The sequence below is a fragment of the Demequina lutea genome (genome assembly GCF_013409005.1).
GTDB classification, from domain to species: domain Bacteria; phylum Actinomycetota; class Actinomycetes; order Actinomycetales; family Demequinaceae; genus Demequina; species Demequina lutea.
Genome location: NZ_JACBZO010000001.1, coordinates 270,831 through 293,637, shown reverse-complemented (window position 1 = coordinate 293,637; position 22,807 = coordinate 270,831). Strand labels below are relative to the sequence as shown.

Here is a 22,807-nt window from a genome sequence, read left to right as displayed (position 1 = left end):
GATTCGTTCCCTACCATCACACCGCCATCCGGGGACGTCTGTCTAGTAAGTGTCGACAACTCCACAGAGTCTTCGGCATGACCTACCCAACGGTTGAGGCCCTGTGTGCGTTGCTCTTAACAAAGGGGGTCACCATGACCGCAGGTATTCGGCGCCACTCCGCTCGCCGAGGAGTCGCCGCACTCGCCGCCATCGGCATACTTGGACTCACTGCATGCGCCTCGCCTGGCGCCGCCCAGCGGGACCCCGTGGTCGATCGCCCAGCCGCCGACGCGTCGGCCGCCTCAAACCTTGCGCGCTCGCTCAACGACGCGGGCTTCCGCATCTTCCACGCGTCGCTCGCCGATGGCGAGAACACCGCCGTCTCTCCGCTCAGCATCGGCCTGGCCTTCGGGATGCTCGACGCGGGCGCAACCGGGCAGGTCGCCGATGCCCTCGACGGGCTCTTCGCCTACCCCACCACCGGTGACGCGCGGCTTGGCGCTTTCAACTCCCTGGATCTACTCGCGTCTTCGGGCCCTGCCGCGCTCCCCGCGCCAGGCAAGGGAGAGCCAGTCCACGCGATCGTCCGCGTCGCCAATCGCATCTTTGTCGACACCAACTTTGCGCCGCTCGACGGTTACCGCAACGACCTTGCGCGCTACTTTGGTGCGGGCGCCCAGACCGAGCCGCTCGCGACCGATGGCTCCAAGTCCGCCAAGGACATCAACGCGTGGATCGACAAGCGCACGGAGGGGCTGATCCCGACGCTGGTCACTCCCGATGCCTTTAACGCCGATTCTCGACTGACGCTCGTCAACGCGCTCTACATGAAGGCTCAATGGCAGACGCCGTTCGAGCACGACGCCACCTACGACGAGCCGTTCACGCTCCCTGATGGGAGCGCCGTTGACGTGCCGACGATGCACAGCGGCTCGCAACATGGGGAGGTCTACCAGGGAGAAGACTTTGTTGCGGTCGCCCTCCCGTACGCGTATGACGAGTTGGAGATGACGCTCATCGTGCCGTCCGTTGGCAACTACAGCGACGTGGAGGCGTCCTTGAACCAGTCGATGCTCGACGCTATCGACGCGGGCGCGAGCGACACGGCGTACAGCCTCGCGCTGCCCAAGTTCACGACCGAGTCGACCACCGACTTGCGCGCAGTGATCGAGGGAGGCCTAGGCGTCACAGGACTATTTGGCACGGTGGGCCTCGATGGCATCGGACCCAAACTGCTGGTGTCGGGTGCGGTGCACGCGACCAAGGTGATCGTGGACGAGGACGGGACCGAGGCCGCCGCCGCGACGGCGATCATGATGGGCACCACAAGCGCGCCCGCGGACCCGCCGCTCGAGATCAGGGCCGACCACCCGTTCCTGTACGTGATCCGCGACACCGACACCGGCGCGGTGCTGTTCGTTGGCAGGGTGCTCGACCCACGCTAGCCCGCCCAATGCCCTCCAGGGCCCCTCTGCCTGATGGCTTGATTTGTACCGGGATATGACCCCATCGGGCCCCCAGTGGCTCAATCCGTACCGCGCTCGGGCGAGACTGCCCCGCCATACGGCCCGCCCCGTCCGGGCATACGCTGACCCCATGATCTGGCTGGGGTGGACCCTCGCGGTGGCCGCGAGCGCGGTCGCCACGTGGGCTCTCGCTCGCCTGCGCACCGAGCGCCTCCGCACCCGCGCCGCCGAGCTTGCCTCCGCCAAGGACGCCGACGCCGCCAGGGCCCTCGCCGCCTCCGACGAGCGCGCCCGCATCGCCCGCGAGATGCACGACGTCGTGGCCCACACCCTTTCCGTGGTGGTCGCTCAGGCCGACGGCGGTCGCTTCGCGGCCCCCACCGATCCCACCGCCGCCGCGCGCACGCTCGACACGATCGCCGAGGTCGGCCGCTCGGCCCTGACCGAGATGCGCGCACTGCTGGGCCTGCTCAGGGAATCCGATGGGGCCGCCGAGATGGGCCCTCAGCCGAGCATCAGCGACATCCCTGCGCTGGTCGCGGCCACCCGCGAGGGCGGGCTCGAGGTCTCATACGTGACCACCGGGACGCCGCGGCCCCTGCCGATCGGGGCGGGCCTGGCGGTGTATCGCATTGCCCAGGAGGGACTGACCAACGTGCTCAAGCACGCGGGACCCGTGGCGGCGGCGTTCCTGCAACTGACCTGGGGGGACGACGACGTCACACTCACCGTGAGCGATGACGGCCGCGGCGCCGCGGCGAGGAAGGACGACCACGGCGGCGGCATCGAGGGGATGCGGCAGCGGGCGACGGTGTTCGGCGGGACGCTCACGGCCGGGCCCAAGGCGGGCGGCGGTTTCGTGTTGCGCGCGCGGCTGCCCCTTCCGCACAGGGACGACGCTGGCGCTAGGGACGGCATGGCAAGGGACGCCGGCGCGGCAAGGGACCGCCCGGCAACGGACGACGTCGCAGGAGAGGCCCGCGCGTGACCGCATCCCAAGCGGCACCGGCATACTGGCGCTTATGACCATTCATGTGGCGCTTGTCGACGACCAGCAGCTCATTCGTGCGGGCTTCCGCATGGTGGTTGCGTCGCAGCCCGACATGGACGTGGTGGTCGAGGCGGGCACGGGCGACGACGCGGTGACGGCTCTCGCCGCTCTCGACCCGCCCGCCGATGTGGTGCTCATGGACGTGCGCATGCCCGGCCGCGACGGCATCGACGCATGCGCGGAGATCACGGCAAGCTCGGGCTCCAAGGTCATCATCCTCACCACCTTCGATCTCGACGAGTATGTGGTCGCCGCGATCAAGGCTGGCGCCAGCGGGTTCTTGCTCAAGGACGCGCCGCCCGAGGATCTGCTGCACGCGATCCGCACGGTGCACGCCGGAGACGCGGTCATCGCTCCGACCACCACGCGGCGGCTGTTGACGCGCCTGGTGAGCACGATGCCCGAGCCGGTCGACGCCGCGGGCGTGGCCGACCTCACCGACCGCGAGCGCGAGGTGCTGGTCCTCATGGCGCGCGGCCTGTCCAACCAGGAGATCTGCGCCGAGCTGGTCGTCGCCGAGGCCACCGTCAAGACCCACGTCGGCAAGGTGCTCGCCAAGCTGGGCGCGCGCGACAGGGTGCAGGCCGTCGTGATCGCGTACGAGACCGGGCTGGTCAGGCCTAGCGCGTGAGAACTCATACCCCGGTATGAGCCAAAGTCCATCCCGGGGGCCGATGCGCATCGGGCGCGCCCTCCCGTAGCGTCGAGACATCGGCACCGCGTGTGTTGATGTTGAGGGGGGGAGGCGCCATGACAACGGATACCGCCACAGCGGGTGCGGCTCACGCCGCGCCGCTGGCATTGCGCTCGCGCGGCCTGACCAAGACCTACGGGTCCGGTCAGGCCGCCGTGACCGCGGTGGACCACGTTGACCTGGACGTCGACGCGGGGGTGCTGACCGCCGTGATGGGTCCTTCCGGCTCCGGCAAGACGACGCTGGTGCACCTGCTCGCGGGTCTCGATAGGCCCGATGCCGGCCAGGTCTGGGTGGGCGACGACGAGCTCACTGGCATCTCCGATGCCGCACTCGCGCGCATCAGGGGGCGCGTTGTCGGCTTCGTGTTCCAGGGCTTCAACCTGCTGCAGACGATGTCGGCGGCCGACAACATCGTCCTGCCGCTGCGACTCAACCAACTCCCGCGCGACGAGGCTTGGTACGCGACGCTCATCGACATGTTGGGCATCGGCAAGGAGCTGGAACGGCGCCCTTACGAACTGTCCGGCGGCCAGCAGCAGCGCGTCGCGATCGCCCGCGCGCTCATCACCAGGCCCCGCGTCGTCCTCGCCGACGAGCCCACCGGCAACCTCGACACCCACGCGAGCGCCCAAATCCTTTCCCACCTGCGCGCGAGCTGCCGCGAACTGGGCCAGTCAGTGGTGATGGTTACGCACGACCCGACCGCCGCGTCGTACGCCAGCAAGGTGCTGCTCTTTGCGGACGGCAAGGTGGCGGGGCACATCGACAACCCCACGCCGGAGTCGGTGCTCGCGGGGCTCGACGCCCTCGCGGGGGTCGAGCGATGAGTGCTCGGCTCGTTCGGGTGCTCGAGATCGGCATGTTCCCTGTGCTGTGGATCGCCAGGAAGGGGCTGTCGATTCCCTCCTTACCGATTTCCGCTCTGTGGTGGAAGCGCATCGGCCTCGCGATCATGTCCGCCGCGTTCGGCGTGACGGTGTGGGCGCGGTTCCACTGGACTCCAGGCACGCTGGGCGAACGACAGTGGGCGCCGGTGGGCAACCTCGCCTTCATCAGCGGCCTCGTGTGCATGTGGATGGTCTACGTGTTCGGCTTGATCGTTCTCGACCAGGTCGTGGTCGCGGCGGTGCGCCGCCTCGCGCGCTTGCTTCCGGTGGGGGGAAGCGGCTCCCTGGCAATCGCGAGGCACACGCTCGAGTCTCGCCGCGCCGTCGGCAGACGCGACTTCTGGCACTCCAAGATCGAACTCGGCGCGTTGTCGCTCGTGGCCATCGTGCTGTGCGGCTCCGTCGCCGGGTTCACCATCGATCGCGCTACCGCACACCAGGTGGACTCACTCGCGTTCGATGCGGTGGTGGAGCCCGCCGGCTCGGCGCAAAGCACCCAGGATCCCGTCGTCGGCGTCGATCGAGTCGCGCTCAATCCCGCGGTGATCGCCGCGCTCGAGGCCGACCCCTCGCTCGCCGTCGTTCCCTTTGGTCGCGTCACCGTGGGCCCCGTGGACTCCACCGTGCCCACCGCCCCGATTACCATCGTGTCGCCAGGCGACCTCGACCGCGTCACGCCGGGCGGCGCCAGGCCCCTCGGCCTTCAAGACGGCTTCCTGCTCAGCCCCGACATCGACGAGGGGACCCTCCGGTTCCCCGCTCCCGAGCGCGTGATCGACGTGTCGACCGGCCTGGGCACCGCGACCCTCTTTCACCGCCCGTGGTTCAACGCCTCCACGCTCGCCACGCGCGGATGGGCCGAATCGGTATGGGGCGACGTGCCCGTGGTCGGGGCCATGGTCAAGTACGTCGGTGACGACGTCCCCGCGAGCGACCGCTTCCAGTACGTCGCCGATGCTGCGGCGCGCGCGGGCGCCGTGGCCCAACCAGCTCCCGCGCTAAGCGCCAAGGACGTCGCCTATTTTCGCAGCGTCCACGACTTCTCGCGCGGCGCGCTCGGTGTCTTGTCGGTGGTCGTCGGCATCTTGGCAAGCGGCATGATGATCGTGCTTGCGGTGCGCACCGTGAGGACCAACCGCCGCGTGCGGGCGACCGTCGCTGCGCTGGGGGCCACGCCCCGCGCGCTCGCGCTCGCCGTGCCCATCGATGCCGCGATCTCCCTCGGGTTCGCGTTCGTCGTTGGCCTGCCAGTGGGCGTCATCGTCGCCGCGGTGATCAAACACCCCACGCTTCTCGTCGACGGGGCGCCTCTCGACCTTGGCAACACGGCATGGGGACTGTGGTGGAACCTGACCCACATCGGGTGGGGCCAGATGGTCGCGATCGCAGCCGCGACGTGGGTCCTCGCGGTCGCGGCGACCACCGTCTACGGGTTCATGGTCGCGCGGCGCACGCCTGTTGACGAGCTGCGCGAGGCCATAAAGGAGGGAGTGTCATGAGGTCCAGGACGCAGCCCGACGGCACACCGCGTTTGGGCCTCTTGCGGTGGGTGGGGCCCGGTCTGATCGGGCTCCTCACGCTGGCCATTGCGCTCAGCCAACCACCCCTCTTTGAACACTGGCCAAACGAGGGCTCGGTTACCTTCCCGATGATGTATCCGGGAGTCTTCGGCTTCTGGATCATGCTGTTCTACTCGCCGTTCCTGATCGGACTGCTCGCGTCGCTCATCGGCGCGTTTCGCGCGATCGCCGCGGCCTCTCATCGCGCAGAGTTCCGCGCACTCATGGACCTGGGCGCGCCTCGACGCGGACTCGTGCGCCACCAGACTCGGCTAGGGCTCATTCACGGCGCTTTCGCCGCGCTCTCGGGCTCAGGGCTCGGCGTCGCGATGACCCAGTCGGCGGCGGGCCTCGGCGGTCAGTTCAACTCAACCACCTTGTGGATGCTTCTCACCATCGTCGGCCTGACTGTCGCGGCGACCACGCTCGCGTACTGGGTAGTGGCGCGGTGGATCACGCGCGGCACGGGCCGCGCACCCTCCGTCTATGACGTCGATGCCGCGATGGGTGTGACTTCCGGTCCCGCACCCCAGAGCCGTCTCAGGCGATTCGCCGTTCCCCTCGCGCTGGCGGCCTTCGTCGTGGTGTCGGCGTTCGTGACTCCCAGGCTCGAGTCATCCTCGTCCGTGCCGTCGGGACTCCTGTCAGCCTGGATACTGGCGTACGGCTTAGTGCTCGGCGTCGGCCTGCCCGTGCTCGTGGTGTGGGCAGGCGCCCGGGCAGCCACATGGCTGAGCGGACTCGCGGGCAAGGCGCTCCTGCACGGCGGCAACGCGGCGAGGATCGCGGGCGACGGGCTCACGCGCCCCGCACCTGCGCGCGCCGTGGCCATCGGCGCGGTGGGCCTTGTGCTCGGCGGCACGCTCGCTATCGGCGTCATACTGAACGCCATGGGTGCCCGCAACGAGGCGGGGGCCACGCTCACTCCCGTTCGCGTGATCTCGACTGCGGGGCTACCCAACCTCAACCTCGGCACGGCACCTGCGCCCGCCATCGGCTGGGAACAGCAAGGCCTGGACCCGACGCTGGTGGCGAACCTCCAAGCCGACGACCGCATCGTCGTGGTCACCGCCGACATGCTCACCGCCCGCGTCGCCTCCGTCGACCCAGCCATCGTCATCAACCCCCACACCACCACGTACCTGGCGGTGAGCGCCAAGGACCTGGACAAGGTCAGCAAGGGCGCCGCCCGGGCGCTGTACTTTGACGGCGCCGTGGCGATGGGTGGCGGCGCCAACCCCTCGGTGCTCACGATCGGCGCCGCGTCGGCAGAGGTCACCACCCCCTTAGTGGCGGGCCCGTTCTCCGCACTCCCGCGCGAATGGGCCGAACGCGAATTCGGCACGGGCGTGACCAGCGCGGTGTTGCTATACGACGCACCAGGTGGCAGCGTCACGACCGCGATCGCCGACTACGACCTGACTGGCCTGCACGTGCAGGACCTCGGCGGAAGGGGCGCGAGTTCGGGGCCCCTCAACCGCACCGGAGTGCTCGCGGTGTCGGGAACACTACTCATGCTCGCCGTCGGCCTCGTGGTCGCGCTGTCGCTCAGCGTTCAGAAGACGCGCGGTCACGACTACGCGACGATGTCGGCTCTCGGGGCATCGCGCGGTGCGCTCAGGTGGGGCACGGCGATCGAGTCGGCCGTGGTCACGTCCGCCGGGGCCACGATGGGCGTGGTGCTCGGCGCCGCATCGGGACTCTGGCTCGCAGTGAGCGGCGACCGCGTCCCCTGGAGCCTCGCGTGGAAGGGCATCACCTTCGACATCGACCACGCACCGTGGGGCACGGTCACGTTCCTTGCGCTCGCGTCGATCGCGGCCGCAGCGGTCGCGTCCGTCATTGCGCGGGCGCGCCTCGAGCGCCTCACGCCGACGGAGCAACTCCGCGAGGCCATAAAGGAGGGCGTGTCATGAGGTGGCTCGCATCGCTCACGATCGGCATCGCAGCGCTCCTTGGCGGGCTGGGCTTTGGGCGAGTCATGGGCCCCGCCGAGGACCCGAACATGCGCGACAACCCGTACGCGGTGCTGGTCGCGGTCGCGGTCTACGGAACCTTCTTCATGGTGATCCTTGGTGTGGTCGCCGTGAGCCTCCGCAGGCTCGCCGTGTCGGCACGCGCACGCGAGTGGAATACCGAGCGAGCGCTCGGCGGCACCTTGCGCCGCGTCGTCATCTCCGAGGCCCGGCTTGGATTGAGGCACGGCATCCTCGTGAGCGGCTCACTGGTGCTCCTGGGGGCCGCGGCGCGGCAATTGCTTCCCTGGTTCGACGGTCACTCTTACCTCCGCGGCGGTCACTTCGAGCCGGCGGGCCTCGCCGGCATCGTCTTGGTCTTCGTCATGTGCGCGACCACGACGGTGGCCGTCTACGTCGTCGCGGCTCTTGCCGCCATCGGGGCGTCTGACGGACCGGGCGCCATCCCCGCTTCGGTGCGACCCTCGCGACTGCGGGAACGGGCGGGTCGCGCCTTGAAACTGGTCGCGATCGCGTTGTATGTCGTCTCCGTCGCGGGATTGATTTGGCGGCGGGTGTTCCCGATTCGATGGGAAGCCTCACCAACACACTGGGGATCTGCACCCCAATACTGGTGGGTGTCACCGGCCGTGCTGGTCTTCGTGCTGGGCGGCGTAGTGCTGGTGACGGGAGCGGTCGCCTCCATGGCAGGCCTGCTATCGCGGGTCACGGGGCGCGCGCTCATCTCGCGGGGCCGGGGCGTGCTGCTCCAGGCAGGCGACGCACTCGCTCGCCCTTCGACGGAGAGGCGCATCGCGGTAGGAACCATGGCGATCGTGTTGGGGCTCGTCACGTGGGTCTCAGGTGCCAGCGACATTTCCAGGGCCCGCAACCAGCTGGCAGATGCGTTCCTGCCCCTCGCCATCGTCACGCCTTCCGTCATTGCGAACCAGGACATGCAGGCCACCGCCCCGCCCGAGGGGTACCCCACGGCCACCTTGGACCCGACCCTTGTGGAAAGTCTTGCGGCGGACACTCGCCTGATCGCCATCCCGTTCGCCTACCTCCGCGCCGACACCCTGAGCGTTGAGAACCCCCCATCGATCACGTGCGGCGGAGATCACTGCGTCCAGCAAAACTGGCGCATCGGCACCTATGTGGTCGTCGACCCTGGCGCCCTGACGCGATTCTCGCCCGACGGCCTTCGTCCCTTTGGCTTTGCTCCGGGAGTGGCGATGCAAGGCAGCGGCCCGTTCCTGATCACATCTGCAGTCGGATCAGCCGGTCCCACGTGGCTCATGGTCGACGGCACTCGGTATCCGATCTATCGCTCCGGGCTCAACTTGCCGGCCAGTTTCATCGACGCGGCATGGGCTCGATCCCGGTTCGGTGAACCCCCCGTGACCGGACTGTGGCTGAAACTTGCCCACCCGGACGGCCTCACCGCGCAGGAACAACTGGACACGATGCACGCGATCCTGGCTGCCCACATCGGAAGCCGCACCGACGTCGCGCCCATGACATATGACTACGGCAACTACGGAACATCGACCGGCGGGGGCGCCAGTGCCGCCCTCGTCGGCGCGGCGATCGTGGGGCTGCTGCTGGGCGTCGCGCTCGTGGGATCGTTGGCGGCACGCTCCGCGCGCGACCGACGACGCGAACTCGCCACCATGGCCGCGTTGGGCGCATCGCCGCGAACTCTTCGCCTGACGCCGGTGGTGGAGATGCTCGTGACGACCTTGTCCGCCGTCGTGTCGGGCGTGGGTGCGGGCCTGATCCTCGCGATCGCGACCACGCAACCCACCCTGTTCGCGCCGGGTGCACCGCTGTCGTTCGGCGACACGATGTGGCTGTTGCACTGGAACGCCTCCCAGATCTCGTGGGGCCCCATCGGCGCCGTCGTGTTGGCGGCCGTGCTGCTCACCACCGCGGTCGCCGCGGTGTTCGCCGCCGCCATGGGCCGCCGGACACCTGTTGAGCAGTTGCGCGAAGCCATCAAGGAGGGGGCAGCATGAAACGGCTAGCCGGATGGATCGCCGCAAGCGCGGCGCTCGTTGTGATGCTGCTAGGCCTGCCGTGGGACCGCCTGTCGTGTCAGCGCGCCTCGTGCTCGATGTCGGTCTCGTACGACACCTTCGGGGTATGGGCGATCTTCATCGCGATTGAACTTGCCATTCCCCTCGCGATTCTCACCGCGATCCTTGTCGGCGTGCTGGGTCTGCGGGACGCGAACGAGCCTCGGGACATCGCCGTCATGGCGGCCCTGGGCCAGACCCGCGCCGCAGCCGTCCGCAAGGCCGCAACGACGGGCGGCCGTCACGCGGCCATCGGCATCGGCGGGGCGTATGTCCTGACCGGCATCCTGCAACTGGCGGTGATTGCGAAGTCCGGATGGCCCCTCTTCACCACGGACGCCGACCTGTGGCTCGTCCGCCTCAGCACGGCCGCCGTGGTGACAGCGGCGCTCGTACTCGCACACGTGATCGACGCGACGCGACCGCGTCGCACTCCCGTCGAGCGGCTGCACGAAGACATCGCCGAGCAGGCGCCCAGGCGCGTTTCGCTGCGGCTACGCGCGGCGACCATCGGCGGCATCGGCGCCGCCTCCGCCGGCCTGGTCGTCGGCCTCGCGCTCGCGCACAATCAGGCGAAAGGTGACGCCTACTTCGTGGCGAAGAACGCCGCCGGCATCGCGCTCGCGGTGCTCGCAATCGCTCTCGGCGCGATGCTGCTGGCCGTCGTGATCCCGTGGGCACGAGGCGCGGCGCCAGCGGTGTTGCGGGCATCGGCCGCCATAGCACAGAGGGTGGGTGCACCCCGTCTCGCCGTCATCCTCGAGGGCCGCGCGAGCACTACGTCTGCCGTCGCGGGAAGGATCGTCGGCGTGCTGGGGGCGATGGCGTACCTGGTGGCCATCCTCGCGGCCGGTCCCACGAGCCCCGCTCTGTCGGACCGCTACGTGAGGACGGTGGCGTTCGCCACTACCGGCAATCCACAACTGGTCATCGACCAATACCGCGGCATCGAGGGCGTGGGCGCGGTCGTGGTCGGCAGGATGCACGAGTCCATTCCCGACTTGTCGCCGATTCTCATCAACCCCGACGATCTCACCGGCGTGGACGAGACCCTCCGGGATCTCCTATCGCGCTATCCCACCGCCACCATTGGTGGATGTGGCTCGTCCGGCGGCGTGGACGGATTCATCCCCACCGGCTCGGTGTCCCTCGCGGCCGGCTGCGGCGGCACCTACGTCAATGGCTCAGCCGTCACCTTCAAGACCAACGCCTATGCGCTCCTGGTGTACGCGGCCCAGGGTGTCGACAAGCAGGCACTCATCACCACGCTTGACCAGACATCACCGCAAGGCCCTGGGATCACGTTCGACGGATACAGCGGCGGGGGGTCGTCGAGCACGAGTTGGGTCAGCAACCTCATCGAGGCGGGGATGCTCCTGATCCTCGTCATCGTGCCGATGGCCGCGCTGAGCGTGGGAGTCGCACGGCGCAGGCGAAGGGACGACGCGACACTCGCCGCTCTCGGCGCCCAGCCGCGCACCCTGCGCGCGGCAGTGGTGGTCGAGGCGACCGTCGTCGCGGCCTTCTCGATCGCGGTCGGGCTGGGCTGGGGAGCGCTGTCGCACGTCGCGGTGGCGGTCAACTTCGCACGCCAATCGCTCGGCGGCGTCATCACTGACTCCTACCTCCGCTGGACGTTGAGCTCGGTTCCCTGGGTGCCTCTGTTGCTGATCGGCGCTTGTGCCGTGGTGGTCTTCGGGGTGTCGGCAGCCGTCGCGGCACGTGCGTTGCAGCGCCGCACGCCGGTGGAAAACCACCGGCCCGTCGACTCGGGGGTGCTGTCGTGATTCGCACGCTCCTGCGCGAGCTTCGCCGCAGCCAGGGATTCCCTGCGCGGGGCGCGCTCGTGCTCGTGCTTTTCGCCGTCGAACTCGCGTCCTTCACGATGGTGTCTGTCAGCACCCGCGCCGCCGAGCAGTCGCGTGCCGATCACGCGCAAGGCACGGACCGAGAGCACATGGCCTTCGTGGGGGCGTGGACCAACGGCCCGGGCGTCGAGCGTGGTTCAGGCAACGGTATCGCCGAACCCGAAGCGCTAGCCAAGTTGTCTGCAGACATCCACACTGCGGACCCACGAGTCTTCGCCTGGGAGCAGTTCTACCCGTCGATCGTGGGCCTTCGCGGAAGATACATGTTCAATGCGGTTGATCCGTTGTCTCCGCTGGCACTCGCCGAGGGCCGCGCACCCGACCAAGGCGAGGTCGCGATCTCGAGGCAGATTGCCACGGAACTTGGCATCGGCGTGGGAGACGAACTGTCCTTGACCGCGGAAAGGGACGTACCCGGCGCCGACCTCACGCTCACGGTGACGGGCATTCTGAGGGAGCCTTCGTCGGATGCCGTCGAGTACAACATGGGCTCCGCGGTCGTTTCGCTCGAGGATGCGGGCGCGCTGGCAGTCAGCACCGGATCCTTCGCCGAGCTCAACGCGGACGGCGCCGTCACTGCGGTGCTCTTTCGAGTCTTCTGGTGGGACGGGTCCGTCCCTGCTAGCGCGGCGCCGTACATCGCGAGCGACGAAGGCGGCGACTTTGGCGGCGCACCCTCGGGCTATCGGATTAAAGGCGCGGAAGAAGTGCTGACCACGTCGCTCGCCGTGCTGTTCGCTGTGGCCACACTGGTTGCCGCGGGGCTCGCAGCACGCAATCAGGTCCAGTCCAGATCTCGGTGGGTGGGCACCGTGAGAGAGCTCGGGGCCAAGCGGCGCCAGGTGGCGGCGGCGGCGCTTATCGAGGCGTCGATCACGGGCGGGGCCGTGGCGGTCCTTGGCGGCGTCATGGGCTGGGCAACCAACGCCGTGCTGTTGGCACACACGAACACGAACACCCCAGCCACCTTCCTCCCCAGCACCGCTCCGTACCCGGCGTGGGCGCTCGGCGCCACGTTGCTCCTCAGCCTGTTGCTCGCGGCGGCCCTCAGCCTGGTTCCCGCGTACTGGGCCGCCCGCGCGTTGCCCGGGGAGCGGTCCTCGGAGGCGCTCGAGCCCGCCGAACGCATCGCGACCACGGAAGGGGCGCCATGATTCTCACGCTCATCAGGGAGCAGTTGCGCACGCAGCGCTCGTATGTCATTTGGGCGGCCACGCTCATCGCCGCGACGGTGGCGGTGGTGGCCTTCGCGATGGGCCTGGGCGCCACGCAGCAGGCACACGCACAATTTGGGAACACGCTTCAGGGCCACCCATTCGAGCACGGGGCGTTTGTGATCGCGCCCGGCTCAGAGGCGGCCACACCACCCGTTTCCTCATCATCGCAAAACGCGTCCATGACGTGGGAACAACTCCGCACGACCGTCGCGCAAGCCCAAGCGGACGGCGTCCGCGCCGTCGCAACCGCCTCCATACCGCTCACGATTGTGCCCGGCGATGGCTCACCCGCCGCGAGCCGAGGTCCTCTTACATGGAATGCCACCGCGGTCGTCGGCGACTTCCCATGGAGTCAGGTGCTCGCAAGGGGAAAGGCGCCTCGCAGTGGCGAGGTCGTCCTCTCGCCGTGGATGGCACAAGGGCTCGGCGTCGACGTGGGCGACACCTTGCGATACACCGTTGACGGCTCGCCTGCGGGCACCTTCAAGGTGTCGGGGGTCTCCTATTCCATCGGAGGCTGGACAAGCCAGGAGTGGACGCCGGGCATATATCTCCTCGCCGACTCCGTCGCCGTGGCTGCGGCCGATGACCCCTCTTCTCGCGCAACAGACCCAGGTATCACTGGCGGTCAACCATCCCTGAGCGTCGATCTCAGTTGGGCGGGCGACTACCCCCCGCTCGACACTCTCAACACCACACCCTCCTTCACCTGGGGCTCCGCGGGATTCACGTCTCCGAGTACCACCCCGTGGGTCTTGGCCGCGATGCTCAGCGTCGGAGTGGTCGTGATGGCGTTTGCGGCGGGCAGAGCCCGTGCTCACGAGCGCGTGCGGTGGTCCGCTACCGCTAGGGCGCTGGGCGCGACGCGTCGCACGGTTGGCCTCGCATCGCTCGGCGAGGGAGCAGCCGTCACCGTCGTCGCAGGCATCGTGGGCATCGCCGCGGGGGCGGCGGCGGCGTGGGTCGCTCACGCCATCCGGCAGGCATCGACACTCGACGCCCCGCCCATCGCGTTCTCCTTCTCTGCGTACGCGGTCCTTGTCGCCGGGATAGTCGCCGTCGTCCTTGGGGGCGTCATGGCCGCGGTTCCCGCCTTCCTCTCAACTCGGGTTGCTCCCGCAGCGGCCCTTAAGGACGTCGCCGCCATCGACGAGGTGGAGGTTTCGCGTCGGGTCCCCGTCTGGCCCGTAGTCGTTGTCGCGGCGGTGCTGTACGGGATCTTGCTGTGGGCGGTGAGCGCCACGCCGGCCACGCCCGTCACGAATTGGACCGCGGGAGTGACCACCCTCGCTCTCGTCGTCACCGGTCTCGCGATCCTGGTCGAGGCATCGCGCAGGCTTGCGAGGCTGCTCGGCGCCCGGCTATCGCGTTCGGACCGTCCGTGGGCGCTGCGCGCGGGCATCGAGATGCTCGCGCACCCGCGGCAGGCCGCTGCGCTCATCACCCTGCACACCCTCACGGCAGGGAGCATGGCGACCTGGGCTGCGGTGAATGACGCGAACGGCGGGTTCTTTGGCGACGGCGCGTACAACGGATTGTTCAGGGGTGCGACCCTTGGCTTCACCTCCATGGTGGGCTACGCGGGCGGTTTGCTGCAGTGGCGCCTGACGCTCGCGGTCCTCATTACTGTGCACCTCATAGGCGCGGCGACCTTCGCGGCGACTCGCAGGCTTGGCGAGGACGACGCCCGAGTGGCGAGCGCGCTCGGCCTCGACCACGCGGCGGCTCTCAAGGGGACGGCCGCCCGGCTCACGCTCCCCAGTTTCGTGGGGACGGTCATCGGCGCTCTTGGCGGCGCCGTCATCGCGGGGCTCCCGCTGATGATTGACCGCACCAACGGCTTCACCGCGAACACTCCCGGACAGAACGGCACGATGGTGACGGCACTCGCCCTCGGCGTGCTGGGGATCGTGATCATGGGCGCGGTGCTGTCCGCGGTCGTGGCACTCGTGATCCTGCGAGTGCAGGTACCCCGACGGCGAGCGCACCGGGAAAGCGCAATGCCCGTCGCGTGAGCACCACAAATCGACATTCGCGTTGCAGCACACGCGTGGTCACCGCAGTGGATGTCGATTTATGGTGCTGGCGCGACGCGTAGCGCGGGGAACCCATTGCCCTGGGGCGCCGGCACCCGCGCGGTAGTCTCGCCTCACCGATCGCAAGGACCGAGTGAGGAGTTCCCATGTCGGGCGAGGAGCGCGAGGTCCTGACCTGGCAGGGCTACGGGGACGCGTCCCGCGCGCTCGCACAGATGGTGGTCGACTCCGGGTTCATGCCCGACGTGGTGGTGGCCATCGCTCGCGGCGGCCTGCCGGTGGGCGGCGCGATCTCCTACGCGCTCGGCACCAAGGGCGTGGGCACCATGAATGTCGAGTTCTACACGGACATCGACGAGCGCCTGCCCGCCCCGATCATCCTCCCGCCACTTCTCGACACGGAGTACATGAAGGGCCTCAAAGTCCTCATCGCGGACGACGTGGCCGATACGGGCGAGACCCTCGCCCTGGTCAAGGCGCTCATGTCGCAGCACGCGGGCGAGGTCCGCACCGTCACCCTGTACGCCAAGTCCCACTCGATCATCGAGCCCGACTACGTGTGGAAGCGCACGGACAAGTGGATCACCTTCCCGTGGTCGGCGCTGCCGCCCGTCGCCCGCCCCAGGCTTCGAACCACCTCGACAAACGCCCAGCATCGCCCCTGATCAATCGCCATATCGTATGCCCCTAGCCGCATCGGCGCGCGTTGCCTACACTGTGGGGGAACTCACCGTCGAGGAGAAGCAATGAGCGAGTACGCGGGCGACCTGACACCTCAAGAGGCATGGGAACTTTTGCTAAGTGATCCCGCAGCGATATTGGTGGACGTGCGCACCGAGGCGGAGTGGCGCTTCACGGGCGTCCCCGACACGTCCGAGACGGGTCGCGAGCCCATTTTCGCCGAATGGGTGAACTACCCCGCGGGCGCCCGTAACACCCAATTCGTGGATCAGCTTCGCGATGCGGGCATGAGCCCAGAGACGGGAGCACCCATCGTGTTCCTGTGCCGCTCGGGCCAGCGGAGCATCGGAGCCGCTAGCGCCGCCACCGCTGCGGGCATGGGTCCCGCCTACAACATTCTCGACGGCTTCGAGGGAGCGCCAGACGAGGACGGCCACCGTGGCGTTCAGGGATGGAAGGCCAGCGGCCTGCCCTGGCGCCAGGGCTGAGGCCCCTCACCGAACCGGTTGATAACAATTCGGCAACGCCCTTGATTGTTTCCAGGTTGTCCGCATAGTCTCTTTCATGAGGCGCATCGAAGCGCTTCGACGATCGGGCAAACACCCCCGATCCGGCCGCACACATGACGACGGAGTCACACATGGCGACAATCGAGGACGTGGCCCGCGCAGCGGGCGTATCGATCTCGACCGTCTCGTATGCCCTGTCAGGCAAGCGGAGCATCAGCAGCGACACGAAGCGCCGCGTCGAGGATGCCGCCGCCACCCTCCACTACGCACCCCGTGCATCGGCCCGAGCCCTCGCCGCCAACCGCACCGAGATCCTCGCGGTCACCGCTCCTCTCCACGCCGACACCGATCCCACAGCTCACATGGCATTCGCCATGGAGGTCACCATTGCGGCGCGCACTCGCGACTACGACACCTTGTTGCTGGTTCAGGACGACGCGCTCTCCGGCATGAAGCGATCCGCCAACAGCGCCCTCGCCGACGGGATCATCGTCCTCGACGTCGCCGCGCACGACGAGCGCGCGAAACTCGCGCGATCGATCAGCTGCCCCACCGTCTTCATCGGGGTTCCGGAAAACACCGACGGCCTGGTGTGCGTCGACCTCGACTTCGAGTCGTCCATTCGGCAGTCGATCGACGCCCTGGTCGAGGCCGGCCACACGCGCATCGCCCTCATTGGCCACACCCGCGAGACCCTCGCCCGCGAGTCCAACTACCCCCTGCGCATCCAGCGCGAGTTCGCCCGCTATGCGGCCGCGCGCGGCCTCGACGCCGTCATCGTGAGCCCTCCGAGCGACGAGGCCGCCGACGCGCTCGAGATCCTGTTCCGCGAGCAGCCGGGCACCACCGGCATCGTGCTCAGCACGGCAAACGCCGTGGCGCTTTTGCTCACGGCGGCACTGGCCGACCGCGGGCTTGCCGTCCCGCGCGACGTCTCGGTCATCGCGGCCGGAATGACCCCCGTCTTGTCCCGCACCCCTCTTCCATTCGACGCCCTCCCTCTCGACCCCGCGCTGACGTGCCCGGTCGCGGTCGACATTCTCGTCGGCCTCATTGAAGGCACGCGGCCATCGTCGGCCGTGACCCTCGTCCCCCCCGTCTACCAGTCTCGTGGCACGGTCGCTTCCGCGGCAGTGCCTTCCGGCCAAGCTCGCTGATGTCGCACCCCTCGCTTCATCGCATCCGTCGAAATTCTATCGAAGCGCTTCGACAGACGAGTCAGGCTTTCACACACGGCCCCCCGGCCACTACAAGGAGGTAGGAATCCCATGAAGTACCGCAAGCGCATTGTGGCGGCAGCCATTGCCGTCGGCGCCCTCTCACTCGGCGCGTGTTCGTCCGGTTCGGGCAGCACCACCACACCCGCCAGCGCCAGCAGCGGCGCAGGTCAATACGCAGGCCAGACCCTCAAGGTCATGGACTACGAGGGTGCAGACTCGGCCATGGGCATCGCCTGGGCCAAGGCAATCCAGATCTTCGAGGCCCAGACCGGCGCGAAGGTCGACCACCAGAGCACGTCGTTCGAGACCCTGAACGCCTCGGCCTCACAGCTCTTCGACTCCTCTGACGCCCCCGATGTGTCCGAGTACAACAAGGGCAACGGCACCGCGGGTCAGCTCGCGGCGACCGGCATCATCCAAAACCTTGACGACGCCTACGCGAAGTACGGCTGGGCCGACAAGCTCGGCGCGGGCATCTCCACCATCGCCAAGTACGACGCCAACGGCGTGATGGGTTCGGGCTCCTACTACGGAGTTCCCAACTACGGCGAGTTCGTGTTCCTGTACTTCAACCAGGACATGTTTACCAAGTACAACGTCAAGGTTCCGACCACCGAGGCCGAGCTCGAGACGGCGATGCAGACCTTCAAGGACAACGGCGTCACCCCGATGACGACGTCGGCTCAGGAATACCCCATGGGTCAGCTCTGGTACCAGCTCGCACTGAGCAAGGCCAACCGCCAGTGGGTCAACGACTACCAGCTGTACCAGCACCCCATCGACTGGAACGGTCCCGAGATCACCTACGCGACCACGACGCTCAAGAGCTGGCTCGACAAGGGCTACATCTCCAAGGACGTCTCCGGCATGAAGGCGGAGGACGCGGGCCTGCAGTTCATCAACGGCCAGGTCCCGATGTTCTACTCGGGTTCGTGGTGGTACGGACGCATGCTGACCGATGTCAAGACGTTCAAGGTGGGCATCACCAACTGGCCTGGCACCACGCTCACGCCCGGTTCGGGTGGCAACATCTGGGTCATTCCCGCCAAGTCCAAGCAGCCCGAACTTGCGAAGATCTTCATCAACATCACGATGAGCCCCGAGGTTCAGGCACTTCTCGGTGAGTCTGGTGGCCTTCCGGTTGCGGCCAACACCGCCGACGTCAAGGACCCCAACGCTCAGGCACTCATCAAGCTGTTCAACGAGGTCAACGCCCGTGATGGCCTGTCGTTCTACCCCGACTGGCCGACGCCCACCTTCTATGGCGACCTGAACGGCGTCATGCAGGGCCTGGTCAACGGCACCTACTCCCCCGAGCAGGCGCAGGCGGAGCTCAAGAACTACTACGAGACCTACGTCTCCACGGTTACCAAGAAGTAGTTACTCACCCCTTCAAGCGCGGGGGTCCCGGCCATCACGGCCGGGGCCCTCGCCGGAGACGGATCCCCATGTCATCGTTGACCCGCATCGTGCGGCCTCAGAAGCGCCCCGCTGAGGCCGCGAGGATTCCCGAACGCGGCAAGAGCAAACTCGGCTACTGGCTGTACTTCATCCCAGGCGCCATCCTCATTTCGGTCGTCATCTTCTACCCGATCGTCCGCAACCTGCGCCTCAGCCTGTACCACTGGCGCGGCGGACGCGCCGCCGAGCACTTCACCGGCTTCGACAACTGGTTCGCCCTCTTCCACGACTCCGCGTTTCTGCAGTCCTTCACCAACATCGCCCTAGTGGTCGTTGCCATGGTGATCGTGCCCACCCTGGTGGGTCTCGTGATCGCGGCCGCCCTCTTCGACGTCGTAGGCCGCCGCTTCGGAGGCAAGATCTCCAGCCTCCTGCGCGCCACCTACTACCTGCCGCAGATTCTGCCCATCGCCGTCGCGGGTGTCATGTTCTCCTGGATTCTCAAACCCAACGGCGACGGAGTCCTGAATCAAATACTTTCCGGCATCGCGGGGCACGCGGTGACCGTGAACTGGCTGGGCGGCCAATACAGCACCGCGATCGCCTCGGCCATGGTGCTCATGATCTGGATTCAGATCGGGTACCCCGTCGTGATCTTCATGGCGGCCCTGCAGCGCGTCGAACCGGAGCTCTACGAGGCCTCTGAACTCGACGGCGCCAACTGGTTCCAGCGCTTCCGCGCCATCACCTTGCCGCAGATTCGCCCCGAGGTGTTCGTGGTGTCACTCACCACCACCATCGCGGCGCTCAAGGTCTTCGCGCCCATCTTCATCCTGACCATGGGCGGCCCCTCCAAGTCCACCTACGTGCCGTCGTTCTATGCATATGAGGAGTTCATCAAGGGGCCCGATAAGGGATACGCCGCGACGATCGCGTCCGCCATCACCATCGTCGTCTTTCTCGTCGCCGTGATCTTCATCAAGGTGCAGACGCGCTCCGAGCGAAAGGACGCGTGATGTCCGCGATCGCCACGCCCACCACGCCCATTACCCGCAGGGCTGCAGGGACCAAGCACAAGAAGCGCCCCCGCACCGCGAGCGAGTGGATCGTCCTGACCCTGTCGATCGTGGGCGCGCTGCTCGTCATCGCCCCGATGCTCTTGCTGCTCATCAACGCCTTCAAGTCGCCCTCTGAGTACGCCAATTCCAACCCGCTCGAGCTGCCCCACGCGCTCAGCTTCGACGGAATCAGGGCCTTCTGGAGCGGGCACAACTTCCCGCGAGCGCTGTGGAACTCGATCTTTATCTCCGGCATGGTGGCGATCCTCGGGGTCATCCTGTCGGTGCTCAACTCGTTTGCCATCGGCATCGGTCGCGTGAAGGGCCGCACCTGGCTCGTGCTGGTCTTCCTCATGGCCAACCTGGTGCCGCAAGAGATGCTCTTCGACCCGCTGTTCAAGCTCTACGACAAGCTCGGATTACTGTCGAACTCGTGGTCGGTGATCATCACCTTCACCGTGATCCAGTCGGCCTTCGGCACGTACCTGCTCTCGAGCCTGCTGGGCACCTTCCCCAAGGAAATCCTGGAGGCGGCCGCGGTCGACGGCGCCTCACGCTTCCGGTCGCTCCGGTCGGTGATCGTGCCGATCCTCAGGCCCACGCTTTCCGTCCTGATGGTCTTCTTCTTCATCTGGACCTGGAACGAGTTCCTGTTGCCGCTGGCGTTCCTCAACACGAGCGACTCCTTGACGGTGCCCCTCGTTCTCCAGCAGCTCAATGGAGAACGTCAGACCGACACGACCACGCTGATAGCGGGAACGCTTATCAGCATCATTCCCACGATCATTTTCTTCCTCTTCTTCCAGCGGACGCTGACAAGGGGAATCACGGCAGGAGCAGTGAAGTAGTGAAGTTCACCGACGGTTTCTGGCATCTTCGACCCGGCGTCACGGCCAGCTACGCGCAAGAGGCGTACGACATCACGGCCGATGGCGACGGCATCGTTGTCACCGCGCCTGCACGGCGCATCGAGTCGCGCGGCAACGTGCTCAACCTGCCCGTGCTCACTACGACGCTCACGCCCGTGGCGGACGGCGTCATCAAGGTGCGCATCGAGCACCACACGGGCGGCCGACGCTCACCCGGTTTCGAGGTCAACGAGCGGCAAGCGGCGGGCGGCATCGCCATCACCGACGGCGACGGGACGGTCACGGCGGGCACGCTACGCGCCGTCATCAGGCGTGGCGCACCGTGGGACCTGTCGTTCTGGCACGCAGACGTGCGACTGACCGGCTCCGGGGCCAAGGCCCAGGGCTACATGACCCTGGCCGATGGCGCCCCCGTCGCCGCCGAGCCAACGGGCGTCGCGGGAGTCACCACGACGGGCCTCGCGCCGTCGCGCACGTATGTCCACGAGCAGCTTGACCTGGGCGTCGGCGAGGTGATCTACGGACTCGGCGAGCGCTTCGGTCCGTTGGCGAAGAACGGTCAAGTGGTCGACATCTGGAACGCCGACGGCGGCACCAGTTCCGAACTGGCATACAAGTCGATCCCGTTCTACATGAGCAACCGCGGCTACGGCGTGCTCGTCAACCAACCGGAGCACGTGAGCTTCGAGGTGGGTTCCGAGTCGGTTGAGCGCGTGCAGTTCTCGACCGCGGGCGAGGCCATCGAGTACTTCGTCATCGACGGCCCCACCCCCAAGGACGTGATCGACCGCTACACCGCGCTCACCGGCCGTCCCGCCGAGGTCCCCGCATGGAGCTACGGGCTGTGGCTGTCGACGTCGTTCACCACCGACTACGACGAGGCCACCGTCAATTCCTTCGTTGACGGCATGCGCGACCGCGGGATTCCGCTCAGCGCGTTCCACTTCGACTGCTTCTGGATGCGCGAATTCAACTGGACCGACCTCGAGTGGGATGCCCGCGTGTTCCCCGACCCGGAGGGCATGCTCCATCGCCTCCACACCGAACGCGACCTGCACATTTGCGCGTGGATCAACCCGTACATCGCGCAACGCTCGGCGCTCTTTGCCGAGGGCAAGGAGAAGGGTTACCTGGTCAAGCGGGCCGACGGCTCGGTCTGGCAGTGGGACTGGTGGGTCGCGGGCATGGGCCTCGTCGACTTCACCAACCCCGAGGCCACACGCTGGTTTCAGGACAAGCTCCGCGGCTTGCTGACCCAAGGGGTCGACGCGCTCAAGACCGACTTTGGCGAGCGCATTCCGCTCGACGTCGTGTGGCACGACGGAACGCCCCCCGAGACGATGCACAACCTCTACACGCAGCTCTACAACAAGGCGGTCTTTGAGGTCTTGGTCGAGGAGCGCGGAGAGCGCGAAGCCGTGCTGTTTGCGCGCTCCGCCACTGCTGGCGGCCAACAGTTCCCCATCCACTGGGGCGGCGACAACACCTCGACCTTCCCGTCGATGGCGGAAACCCTGCGCGGCGGCCTGTCGTTGGCATCGAGCGGCTTCGGCTACTGGAGCCACGACATCGGCGGCTTCGAAGGTACTCCCGACCCCGCCGTCTTCAAGCGGTGGGTGGCGTTTGGTCTGTTGTCCTCGCACTCCCGCCTGCACGGTTCCGACAGCTATAGGGTTCCGTGGGCGTTCGACGAGGAGGCGGTGACGATCACCGCCAAGTTCGCCCAGCTCAAGAACACGCTCATGCCGTACATCTACGCAGCGAGCGCCGACGCCGCGGCCACTGGAGTCTCCGTGGCCAGGCCGATGTACTTCGAGTTCCCGTCCGACCCGGCCGTGGCGTACCTCGACCGCCAGTACATGCTGGGTTCACACCTGCTGGTCGCACCCGTCATGTCGGCCTCGGGCGACGTCGAGTTCTACCTGCCAGCGGGGACGTGGACCAACTTCTGGACGGGCGAGACCGTGGCGGGCGGCGCGTGGCGCCGCGAGCAGCACGGCTTCGACACCGTCCCCCTGTACGTCCGCGAGGGAGCCGCGATCGGCATCGGCGCGCATGCCGACCGCCCCGACTACGACTACCTCGACGGCCTCACCATCCGCCTCTACGGCGCTCCCGAAGTGTTGGACGTGACCATGCCGGTCATCCGGCCCGACGGTAGCGCTCACGCCGTGCGGATCACCGGACCGGTCGACGCACCCGTCGCCGACCGCGAGGGAGTGACAGTGCAGGTCGTCTCCCGCGCGTAGCAGCCGGGTCCCGCGGGCTTACAC

The 22,807-nt window shown here is 67.6% G+C and carries 17 protein-coding genes; all 17 read left to right on the top strand.

The window, feature by feature from the left end:
• Positions 1-77: 77 nt before the first annotated feature.
• The 17 genes from BKA03_RS01455 (at position 78) to yicI (ending at position 22,783) form a co-directional block, all read left to right on the top strand.
• Complete coding sequence (locus BKA03_RS01455; protein ID WP_083971439.1) at positions 78-1,427, top strand: serpin family protein; 1,350 nt, start codon at positions 78-80, stop codon at positions 1,425-1,427.
• A gap of 151 nt (positions 1,428-1,578) precedes the next feature.
• Entirely contained in the window at positions 1,579-2,436 is an 858-nt protein-coding gene (locus BKA03_RS01450; RefSeq protein ID WP_062074842.1) for a sensor histidine kinase, read from the top strand.
• A 34-nt stretch (positions 2,437-2,470) separates the two neighbouring features.
• On the top strand, positions 2,471-3,130 hold the full coding sequence (locus BKA03_RS01445) for a response regulator (protein ID WP_062074843.1): 660 nt from the start codon (positions 2,471-2,473) through the stop codon (positions 3,128-3,130).
• Between the two features lie 119 nt (positions 3,131-3,249).
• Positions 3,250-4,023 (top strand): ABC transporter ATP-binding protein, encoded by a 774-nt coding sequence (locus tag BKA03_RS01440; protein WP_062074844.1) that lies wholly within the window; start codon positions 3,250-3,252, stop codon positions 4,021-4,023.
• Positions 4,020-5,582: an ABC transporter permease family protein gene (locus BKA03_RS01435; protein ID WP_062074845.1), complete on the top strand. Its 1,563-nt coding sequence runs from the start codon at positions 4,020-4,022 to the stop codon at positions 5,580-5,582. The genes BKA03_RS01440 and BKA03_RS01435 overlap by 4 nt, the downstream gene beginning before the upstream one ends.
• Positions 5,579-7,558 (top strand): FtsX-like permease family protein, encoded by a 1,980-nt coding sequence (locus tag BKA03_RS01430; protein WP_062074846.1) that lies wholly within the window; start codon positions 5,579-5,581, stop codon positions 7,556-7,558. Before BKA03_RS01435 ends, BKA03_RS01430 begins: the two co-directional genes overlap by 4 nt.
• Positions 7,555-9,615, top strand: a complete 2,061-nt coding sequence (locus BKA03_RS01425) for an FtsX-like permease family protein (protein WP_062074847.1) — start codon at positions 7,555-7,557, stop codon at positions 9,613-9,615. The genes BKA03_RS01430 and BKA03_RS01425 overlap by 4 nt, the downstream gene beginning before the upstream one ends.
• A complete protein-coding gene (locus BKA03_RS01420; protein WP_062074848.1) occupies positions 9,612-11,462 on the top strand; it encodes an FtsX-like permease family protein in 1,851 nt (616 codons plus the stop codon). Before BKA03_RS01425 ends, BKA03_RS01420 begins: the two co-directional genes overlap by 4 nt.
• The gene (locus tag BKA03_RS01415; RefSeq protein ID WP_062074849.1) at positions 11,459-12,697 is read left to right on the top strand and encodes an FtsX-like permease family protein; all 1,239 of its coding nucleotides are present in this window, start codon (positions 11,459-11,461) and stop codon (positions 12,695-12,697) included. Before BKA03_RS01420 ends, BKA03_RS01415 begins: the two co-directional genes overlap by 4 nt.
• Positions 12,694-14,775, top strand: a complete 2,082-nt coding sequence (locus tag BKA03_RS01410) for an FtsX-like permease family protein (protein ID WP_062074850.1) — start codon at positions 12,694-12,696, stop codon at positions 14,773-14,775. The genes BKA03_RS01415 and BKA03_RS01410 overlap by 4 nt, the downstream gene beginning before the upstream one ends.
• Positions 14,776-14,942: 167 nt before the next feature.
• A complete protein-coding gene (locus BKA03_RS01405; protein ID WP_062074851.1) occupies positions 14,943-15,461 on the top strand; it encodes a phosphoribosyltransferase in 519 nt (172 codons plus the stop codon).
• A gap of 81 nt (positions 15,462-15,542) precedes the next feature.
• A complete protein-coding gene (locus BKA03_RS01400) occupies positions 15,543-15,965 on the top strand; it encodes a rhodanese-like domain-containing protein (RefSeq protein WP_062074852.1) in 423 nt (140 codons plus the stop codon).
• A 152-nt stretch (positions 15,966-16,117) separates the two neighbouring features.
• The gene (locus BKA03_RS01395; protein ID WP_179397648.1) at positions 16,118-17,143 is read left to right on the top strand and encodes a LacI family DNA-binding transcriptional regulator; all 1,026 of its coding nucleotides are present in this window, start codon (positions 16,118-16,120) and stop codon (positions 17,141-17,143) included.
• A gap of 111 nt (positions 17,144-17,254) precedes the next feature.
• Complete coding sequence (locus BKA03_RS01390) at positions 17,255-18,586, top strand: ABC transporter substrate-binding protein (protein ID WP_062074854.1); 1,332 nt, start codon at positions 17,255-17,257, stop codon at positions 18,584-18,586.
• 68 nt (positions 18,587-18,654) lie between these two features.
• On the top strand, positions 18,655-19,623 hold the full coding sequence (locus BKA03_RS01385; RefSeq protein WP_062074855.1) for a carbohydrate ABC transporter permease: 969 nt from the start codon (positions 18,655-18,657) through the stop codon (positions 19,621-19,623).
• Positions 19,623-20,513, top strand: a complete 891-nt coding sequence (locus BKA03_RS01380; RefSeq protein ID WP_062074856.1) for a carbohydrate ABC transporter permease — start codon at positions 19,623-19,625, stop codon at positions 20,511-20,513. Before BKA03_RS01385 ends, BKA03_RS01380 begins: the two co-directional genes overlap by 1 nt.
• On the top strand, positions 20,513-22,783 hold the full coding sequence (yicI, locus tag BKA03_RS01375) for an alpha-xylosidase (protein ID WP_062074857.1): 2,271 nt from the start codon (positions 20,513-20,515) through the stop codon (positions 22,781-22,783). Before BKA03_RS01380 ends, yicI begins: the two co-directional genes overlap by 1 nt.
• Positions 22,784-22,807 lie beyond the last annotated feature (24 nt).